Source organism: Microcystis sp. LE19-84.1B (genome assembly GCF_027531875.1).
In the GTDB taxonomy this organism is placed as follows: Bacteria; Cyanobacteriota; Cyanobacteriia; order Cyanobacteriales; family Microcystaceae; genus Microcystis; species Microcystis panniformis.
In genome coordinates this window covers 1-9,108 of the sequence record NZ_JAPZSR010000276.1, presented here as the reverse complement: position 1 = coordinate 9,108, position 9,108 = coordinate 1, and the positions used below count along the sequence as shown (strand labels likewise).

General features: G+C 42.9%; 8 protein-coding genes. 1 reads left to right on the top strand and 7 read right to left on the bottom strand.

The window, feature by feature from the left end; genetic code table 11:
- The 7 genes from O9324_RS27525 to O9324_RS15845 form a co-directional block, all read right to left on the bottom strand.
- A partial coding sequence (locus tag O9324_RS27525) for a MerR family transcriptional regulator (protein WP_425589508.1) occupies positions 1-68 on the bottom strand: 68 nt, incomplete at its 3' end.
- Positions 69-140: 72 nt separating this feature from the next.
- Positions 141-1,106, bottom strand: coding sequence for a glycosyltransferase family 2 protein (locus tag O9324_RS15870; protein ID WP_002764690.1), 966 nt, complete (start codon positions 1,104-1,106; stop codon positions 141-143).
- Positions 1,103-1,252 carry a hypothetical protein gene (locus O9324_RS15865; protein WP_002764692.1) on the bottom strand — a complete coding sequence of 50 codons (150 nt, stop codon included), beginning with the start codon at positions 1,250-1,252 and terminating at the stop codon, positions 1,103-1,105. Before O9324_RS15865 ends, O9324_RS15870 begins: the two co-directional genes overlap by 4 nt.
- A 143-nt stretch (positions 1,253-1,395) precedes the next feature.
- Entirely contained in the window at positions 1,396-2,673 is a 1,278-nt protein-coding gene (locus tag O9324_RS15860) for a glycosyltransferase (protein WP_288140677.1), read from the bottom strand.
- Between the two features lie 132 nt (positions 2,674-2,805).
- A complete protein-coding gene (locus tag O9324_RS15855; RefSeq protein ID WP_288140676.1) occupies positions 2,806-3,876 on the bottom strand; it encodes a formylglycine-generating enzyme family protein in 1,071 nt (356 codons plus the stop codon).
- A 34-nt stretch (positions 3,877-3,910) separates the two neighbouring features.
- Entirely contained in the window at positions 3,911-4,885 is a 975-nt protein-coding gene (locus O9324_RS15850; protein WP_287627791.1) for a methyltransferase domain-containing protein, read from the bottom strand.
- Positions 4,886-5,541: 656 nt separating this feature from the next.
- Complete coding sequence (locus tag O9324_RS15845) at positions 5,542-7,032, bottom strand: glycosyltransferase family protein (protein ID WP_288140675.1); 1,491 nt, start codon at positions 7,030-7,032, stop codon at positions 5,542-5,544.
- 503 nt (positions 7,033-7,535) lie between these two features.
- Here O9324_RS15845 and O9324_RS15840 point away from each other — a divergent pair.
- A complete protein-coding gene (locus O9324_RS15840; RefSeq protein WP_288140674.1) occupies positions 7,536-8,903 on the top strand; it encodes an ArnT family glycosyltransferase in 1,368 nt (455 codons plus the stop codon).
- Positions 8,904-9,108: the final 205 nt, after the last annotated feature.

Sequence of the window (9,108 nt, the reverse complement as noted above, 5' to 3'; positions counted from 1 at the left end):
CAACGCCTTAACGTCGATACGCTTACACCTTTCAATTTAGCGGCTTCCGATATGGTTAACTTACTCATAGAACGATTATAGCACAAGTCATGAGTAATTTTGGATAATATTAGTTAGGTTTTTGGCTTCTGTATTTAACCCTAAGCTTTCAGCCAACTGTTAGCTAGATAGGCCATTCGTTTCATCTCTTTTCGTCCCCGGGAGACGGAATCGAGGATCATGCCACAGGTCAAACTTAAAAAGGCTAAAAGCATGATCGAGGCCGATAAAATAGCGGTGGGAAAACGTGGTACTAAGCCAGTTTCGAGGTATTCAAATAGGACTGGAATCGCTAAGAGAAGGGAAATAACCGCCAAAATTAGCGAGACAAGGCTAAAAAAGAGAAAAGGACGAATTTCTTTAAATAGTAGGATAGCGGTTCCCAATACCCGCCAGCCATCTTGAAAGGTTTTTAACTTACTTTGGGAACCTTCGGGACGTTCCCCGTAGAGGGTTGGTTCTTCAGCGAAGGGAATTTTTAATTCTAAAGCGTGGATAGTTAACTCGGTTTCAATCTCGAAACCATTGGACAAAGCGGGAAAAGATTTGACAAAACGACGAGAAAAGATGCGATAACCGGAGAGCATATCGATTAAACGCGCTCCAAACAGAAATTTCACGAATCCCGTTAAAAATAGATTACCGGCGCGATGACCCGGACGATAAGCCTGGGAGGATTTTACCGCTTCCCGACGCGCACCGACCACCATATCCAATTGTTCCCCCAACATTCGTTCAATTAAGCGTCGTACTGCCGCAATTTCGTAGGTATCATCACCATCGATGAGAATATAGATATCCGCTTCGATATCGGCAAACATCCGCCGGACAACATTGCCTTTCCCCGGTTGGGCTTCCTGACGCACGATCGCACCCGCTTTCAGGGCCTCGGTCACGGTATCATCGCTAGAGCGGTTGTTATAAACATAAATTGCCGCTTCTGGCAGAAAAGTCTGAAATTGGGAGACCACTTTTGCGATCGTTAGTTCTTCGTTGTGACAGGGAATAATCGCAGCGATACGGTAGTTTTGCAAGGAAATCGGCGGAATAGCAGTCATTTCGATCATGGCTGAGGACAACGTTTAATGATGGTTAGGGGGGTGTCATGGCGTTGGACGGCGTGAATTGTCGGACAATGGGGGAAAGCATAATAATCGGGATCGGCGGCCTTTGCCCAAGCAAAGTCATCGGCATTGTGATCAAGCCATTCCATCCCCTCTTTGAGACTTAATCCCCAGTAATCGGTTTCCTGTTGACCTTGGACCGCTTTTAAGTCCCAAAAATTAAGGCTGTCAGCGGTTGAACGAGAGTTAAAAAGGGTTTGCAGGACTAGAGGGCAAGTTTTCCCAGGCTTTCCTATTGCTTGCCGGACTTTTCGGGTTTAACCTCCGTCACGCGCCAACTGAGTTTTAAATTCATCCAGAAGTTCCAAACGGTAACTATAGCGATCGCTATTAAGTTAGCAAGATAGCGATTAATATGTAAGACATTGAAGAAAAAGTTTAAGAGTAGGACGTTGAGGATCAAACCGGCCAAACAAATAAGATTAAATTTCAGAAAACGTTTGCAACGCTGCTGCCACTGATTTTGGCCGGTGGACAAATCGCCAAAAGTCCAGCGATCGTTCCAGAGAAAATTATTAATAATGGCCACCTCGGCGGCGATAATCTTACTGCGAGTTACTCCCCAAGCGAGGGTAGTGGGATCGCTGAGGAGATAAAATATAGCCATATCGACGAATACGCCACTAAACCCGACTAAACTAAAGCGAAGAAAGCGAGCGAGAGGGAATTGCCAACGTCTTTTCAGACCACCGAAACGACCGCGGGAACGCAATTTCAGCAGGTGCAGGATATATTCGATGTATTGTTTCCAGGTGACTTTGCTTTCGCCGTCTTGACGCTCTTGGAAAACGTAACCTACTTCGGCGATCTGGTCAATATTGCCGCGACCGATAACTTCGAGGAGAATTTTATAGCCCATCGGGTTTAAGATCGGCCCTGCGATCGCTTGTCGATTAACCATGAAATAGCCACTCATCGGATCCGATACCCGTCCCACCACCGCCGGCAGAATGACTAATCCCAACAGCTGCGCCCCCCGGGAGAGGAAGCGTCGAGTCAGACTCCATTCGCTGACTCCACCCCCTTCCACATGGCGACTAGCCACGGCGAGATCGGCTCCGGCTCTGGTTTGCTCGAATAATTTTAATAACACTTCCGGGGGGTGCTGTAAATCGGCATCGATGACCCCAAGTATGTCGCCCCGTGCCACCTGCCACCCCCTCACCACGGCCGAGGATAGGCCTTTTTCTCCTTCCCGGCGCAGCACTCGCAGGTGGGGATATTCAGGGATTAAAGATGCGGCGACTTCCCAAGTGCGATCGGGACTATTATCATCGACAACGATCAGTTCGTAATCGTTGGCAAGGGCCTGGTCAAGTATTTGACTGAGAATGTTGACTAATTGAACGATATTTTGCCGTTCATTGTAGGTGGGAATGACTAGAGATAGGCTGAGAGGATAATTTTTTTCTTCTTCTAGGTTGCCGTCGTCGATGGGAGGAGGAGATAAAGGTACCTGTAGATCTCCTGTGGGGGGAGTTAAGAAAAGATGAGACTGCTGTACCTTCATGAAAAATTTGACCTCACTCACTGGCGATTTAGCTACAGACGCACTGACAACGGCAGAAGATTCTGAATACTTTTGGCAACCTAACCTATTCAACCATACCTTTGTCGTCTCTTGGGCGGACACAAGCATTGATTAACCGGTACTATCGGCCATGACTCGTAAACCCAAGACGCTGTGGTGTTGATCGGGAAGGCAAAAGGTGCGATTGGCACTGCGTAGGTGTCTTGCTTCATCGCCCCAACTGCCCCCTCGCACTAAACGGGCGGAACGATAACGGGGCTGCAAGCGAATATCCCTGTCTAACCAAGCACTACCATCCAGGGGCGGGGTTCCCTCGTAATTCCGGTGCCAGCTATCGGCGCACCATTCGCCCACGTTGCCGTGCATATCGTAGAGACCGAAATTATTGGGGGCGAAACTACCCACCGGGGTAGTCTTGGCCAGATAGGCGCTGCTGGGTTCTTCCGCGTAGGGATCATAGACGGCAAAGTAATTGGCGCGCTCGCTGGTGAGGGTTTCCCCGCAGTAAAAGGGGGTGGTTGTACCGGCGCGACAGGCGTATTCCCAGCGTGATTCACTCGCTAGTCGGTAATCTTTGCCGGTGGAGCGGGAGAGTCTTTGACAAAATTCGATCGCCTCGTACCAGGAGACTCTCTCAACGGGTAAGTTATCGCCTTGGAAAAAGGAGGGCGCCGGGTTGAGTTCGAGATTAATTTTGGGAAGTTGGGCGATCGCTCGCCACTGTGCTTGGGTGATCGGGTATTTGCTCAGAAAAAAGGCCGCCGTCGTCACGGGATTTTCTGGTTTTTCACTGCTAGTATGGTCGCCTTTTTCTTCATTTTTTGAGCCTCGTAGAAAACTGCCCCCCGGAATGGCCACCATTTCTAGTTCGCTGCCGTTACCTAGGGGTTCGCGCCAGGAGCGAGCGCTACCCTGACGGCGATCGATAATTTGCCCTTGACGATCGACTGTGACTGTTTCAAAGCTGTATTCTGTCAACTGGAGATTTTGCGAATCTACTGGGCGAACTTGTCGCAAAAACTCGTCTATTGCGCCTATGTTCTCGGAATTGGGCTTATTTGAGTTGGCAGAGTAACTGAGTCGAGAGGAGAGAAGGGTAGCTAGTCCGGCACTTCCTCCGGCTAGGGCTGCTAATTTCAGCAAGCTACGTCGGTTTAAGAGGGGATTAGGGCGATAGTTCATATTTTTAGGAGACTGGTCTGATATTTAGGCATTTCTAATCTTGATAGAAACGACTTTTTACTAAACAATAGGCTCTTTCATCGCCGTCACGACTGGCGGGATCGGAGTTTTCGGTATTACCTACTGTTATATAATCGCAAATTTCCCAGCCAGTTCGCTGTAAAATTCGGCGTAACCCGGCATTAGAAAAGATCCAATAGTTAGTAGAATCATTATTTGCTTCTAGTTCATCGAGTAAATAGGCTAGAGGAATCGGGGAAAGATCGACTCGATTAGCGGCATTACTCACCGCATTAAACTTAGTGACGCGGGTGCTAATCAGGCAATAATTGGCAGATTTTGCTAAGGTTTCGAGGGCATAATAGGGATTTTTGAGATGGTATAAAATTCCTAAGAAGATGACTAAACTATAGCTTTTTTCGGGAAGGAGAAACTGGGAATCTAAGTTAACATCATGAATCTCCACAGAGGAAGAAAGAGCGGTTTTGAGCAGTTTAACTCCTTGCATAAGATTAAAGTTAGTAGGAGCGTAGTCCACTACCTGCACTTTGCATCCCAAAGATTCCAGAAAAAACGCCAGATCCCCATCGGCACAACCAATATCAACAATCGGTTTTTCCGAGATTAATTCCAGTAGAAAACGGTTTTTACCTGTTAATAGTAATTCGAGAATCTCGAAGCAGGTTAAAGTGTTGTAAGGATACCAGCCAAAATTGTCGGGGGCGAGTTTTTCTTTTTCGGCATCTAATTGGACTCGAAACTGGCGGGCCTTATTTTTGATGACGCTAATATCGAGAAGTTTGGGACTAATTTCTTGCAGTTCGGGAATGGTTAAAGATAACTGACCTAATCTTTCATAAAGAGCGTTTTTTTCCCGAATCATTTCTTGTTTTTCTTGATTCAAACTCTTCAGATGATCTTTGAGAGAATCTCGTTCTTCAATTAAAGTCTCTCGTTCATCAACTAAGCGAGGATATTTCCAGAACTTAAGATATTTCTTGATTTTCATCTATCAATAGGAAGGAATTAATTTTACTAAGTGGGTGGGTGGAATTAAATATAAAATGAACGTAGGTTGGGTTGAAGCATGAAACCCAACGCCCGCATGGGTTACGCTACCGCTAACCCATCCTACAAATAATTGTGCCTCCCTACTTAAGTTAGTCTAGAAGGTGTCTGGCTGTTGGATATTTTTACCAAAACCACTCTAATAATACCCTCGATTGGGATCATTTGTCAATATATTTACCAAAAAATTTGAGGCTTAAAGTCAGCTTATTATTAGCTTTCGTTAATATATAAGCTGAGAATTTTTGCAGATAATTGATTTTGAATAATTATAGATTCTGGGTAACTTCCTTAGATAATTTTCCAATATTTGGGAAAATCTCGACAACTGGGACAGTATTCAATCAAAACAGTGGTGGAGGATTTCCCGGGCATTCAGTCCAAACCAAGCCACATCTCCGTGCAATCTGGGGAAAGAGGAGAGGTTGACGATGATCACAAAAAGTATGTAGATTAAAATCAGAAAACTTAGGTAAATTGACCAGGTTTTAACTTTTTCAAGGCTCGAAGTTATCCCGCTTACATAATTAACTTTTTTTTCTGCTTTTTAGACTTATTTTTGACAAATTTTGCAAGTTTGCCTAAGTATCTATGATCCTACTCGCCAGCTTCTTTGAGATAGCGATTGATATGATAATTCGGGTTAACTTGACAAGAATTCGAGCGCCTGTAAACGCAAGTTCCGTTAAAGCATTTCTCCCGTTGATAATCTCCGACGGCGGCAGTGTCTTGGTTAAATAATAGATAATTAAAATAAGGTTGTAGTGCCTCGAAATTTTGGTTATCTTTGAGGAAATAAATCGGTACATCTTGGTGTAAGTAGGCGTATCCCCCCGTATATTGCCACGCCAATCCTTTTACTCCTAAACCGCAGAGTTTTTTCTCGCTACTTAAATACTGATAGGCTTGTAATTGTCCGCCGTGGGTTTGCCAGTGAGTATAGCCCGGTTTTTGCCAAGGCGGTCCGAAATTAAAAGTCTGGTCGGTATTAAAACGCCCCGCCAACAACCAGGATAGAAAAGCCCAAAGAAGTAAACTACTAAAAATAACGATAGTTTTGCCGGCGAGGGAACCTCGCATTAACGATAAATGCGAGACGAGAGTGGCAGTCCCCAAACCGGCGAGAATAATAATTAATGGTAGGGCAGGGAACATATAGCGATATTCTTTGTGACCTAAAAAGCTGTGAGAGAGGATAATAACTAGGGCCAGAAGGGCGAGAATCCAGTGACGACGAGCGGCGATTACAGAGAAGAAGAGGATCGGAAACAGCCACCAAGACCAATTGAGGGCTAACCAAGTAAAATATTGCTGCCAGGGGGATACGCCAAAACTATTAAATTTTCCTTCAAAAATATTAATCCAGATCAGTTTCCAAATCGATTGGAAGGGGGTGGACAAAGTGAAAGCGTCTAAAGCACCCCCTAGCAAAACCGGACCGATAAAACCGAGGGCAAGGGGCAGTAATTGTGGAAAGTTTTTTTGTCTAACTTGATAAATGAGGGCGATGGCGATGGCCGGCAGTAAATGAAATCGAAGATAGGTGGTCAATCCGTAGAAAAACCCCGTCCAATACAGTCGCTGACGAGAGGGGGGATTTTTGCCGTAGCATCCTAAATAAACGCCCACCAGCAGGGAATAAGCGGCAATAACTTCGGTGAAGGCTTTCGGGGCAAAATAAATAAATTCAAACCAAATCGCACAAATACCGCCGGTTAGGATGGCGCCGGCCAAACCGATGCTTTCGTAGGCGATCGAGAATCCGATCCAAACGGGAATTAAAGATAGTAAACTGAGGAAAATCTTGACGCTGGCCAGATAGCCACTGGAGCCTTCGGAAAAACCAGCAGTTAGCTTCATAATCCCGCCAAGAATGCCCGGAAATAACCAAGAACGAATCCCGTCCCGAAAATCCCAAGGTATCATCCCATTACCAAAAGCTAGTCGATGAGCCTGTTCTAAGGTCTGAAAAATTTCATCCGGCCAGAGAATATTAGGATAAGAGAAAGCGGCATTTAGACGCAGGAAAAGGGCAAAAATAAGGATTAATAATAACCAAACTCTAGAATAATTTAACTGACGAATCATGTGGGCAACTAAGGTAAAGATGTTGGCTTTAGGGGAAAATATAGGAATTTTTAACGGAGTAATTGTTGTTACTCGGCTATTGAGTAGGTGGGTGGAATTAAATATAAGATGAACGTAGGTTGGGTTGAAGCATGAAACCCAACGCCCGATTATGTTACGCTACCGCTAACCTATCCTACAAATAATTGTGCCTCCCTACTTAAGCTAATGTTTTTTAGCATATTGCTGATGGTAATGTCAATCTCTTAAGTTATAGTTTAGTAGGGAGAAACTGGGGAACTTTTCTGCTAGAAATGAGTCCCTTGCCTAGAGTTGGCTATAAAGATGAGTTTGCCCTTTGATACCCCTGAGAATTTACCAAGGAGAAATTATCAAGGTTAAGTCATCTCGATAATCAGGTATTTAATTGATCTGGGTTTGCCAAAAAATTTAACCGTCAAACCGTGATACAATAGCGCGGGTTCACCCCAAAAAATAAATAGCGAGCCAATTTCAGAATAATCATGCAGCGAGATTTTACATTTAAGAATTTTGAAAAGTTTGATTACCGTCTATTTCTAGGTGTATTAATTACGGTCTTGGGATTTATCTTAAGATATTATCAGTACGATTCCTTACCCCCCTATAACTGGACTCAAGATGAATTTGCTTTTGCTTGGAGTGGCATGAGTTTGATTCAAGAGGGAGTTCCTACCAGTTGGTCTTTCCTCAGTCCCACGGATGATTTTCTGGTGACAGTTTGGGAAAAAACTGCTGTTCGTTATCGTTTTGTTACCCCTTGGTTTGATCATCCTCCCTTGTTTGGATTAATTGTGGGTATGACGGCTATTTTATCGGGAGCAAAGGAATTTTTTGACTGTAGTTTAACAGTAATTAGGATTCCTTCTTTAGTTTTTGGCACTCTCTCTATTTTCTTACTTTATTTATTAGCTTTACGTTTGACTAATACCGGGGTGGCGATTATAACCTCTTTAATTTTTGCCACTAACCCCAATACGGTTTTTTTATCTCGTTTAGCAGTTAGTGAAAATTTATTATTATGTCTAAGTTTAGCGGTAGCACTTTTATTCCTTCAGTACAGTGAAAAGTCTCAAAAAAAGTATCTATATTTGGCTATAGTTCTAGGTGGTTTAGCACCTTTAGTTAAGGTGACAGGATTATATATTCTAGGTTCTCTAGTCGCTTTACTGTTATTACAAAAAAATTGGCGAGATAGCTTAATTGCTTCTCTGACGGCAGTTTTATCCTTTGGTTTGTATTACCTTTACGGTTGGTTTTATGATTTTAGTTGGTTTTTAACTACTCTCCAAGAACATAAAAATCGCTTTACGGATTTTGCTATGTTAAAAAATCTAGTTTTACCTACAGTTTTTTTTGAGGATGGTTGGTTAATTTTTAGTTGGATCACTCTGCTGTTAGTTTCCAGATTTCCTTTAAAAATATCTAAAATACGATTGGTTATTTTTCCTATATTAATCTATACAATTCTTCTTATTTTTTCTGGCGCTCAAAGTCATTACTATGCTTGGTATGTAATTCCTTACTATGGATTTCTCTTTCTAGTGCTTGGTATATTTTTAGACGATTTTCGTAAAAACTCTGATTTTATCAGTGCTGCCACTATCTTTATTTTTCTTGTCGTTTGGTCGGTGAATTTAAATATTAAGGATTGGGTTTTGAGTTCCCCTTACGGTAGATATTACTTTATTATCGGAACGGCAATTATTTTAGGGGGATTTTTCTTTAATGATTTAACCGAGAAAAAATCGAAAATTTTAACTAATTTTGTTAAAATAATCATGCTTATTGTCTTTGTGGGATTGTTACTAGGTAATCTTAATCTCATCCTTAACTATAAATTGCCAAGTTAAGCTAGTAAAAATAAACAAATAAATCTTGGATTTTTAATTATGACAACCCTGAAACGTTTTTCACTTTCTCATCCCTTATTTTGGGCAATTATCTACTTTTTTGCTTTGGGAATTATCTCGGTTATTTTAGGTCAAGATGTTAGTTGGGATTTACGCAATTATCATTTTTATAATCCCTATATGTTATTGACAGGAAGGTTTAAGT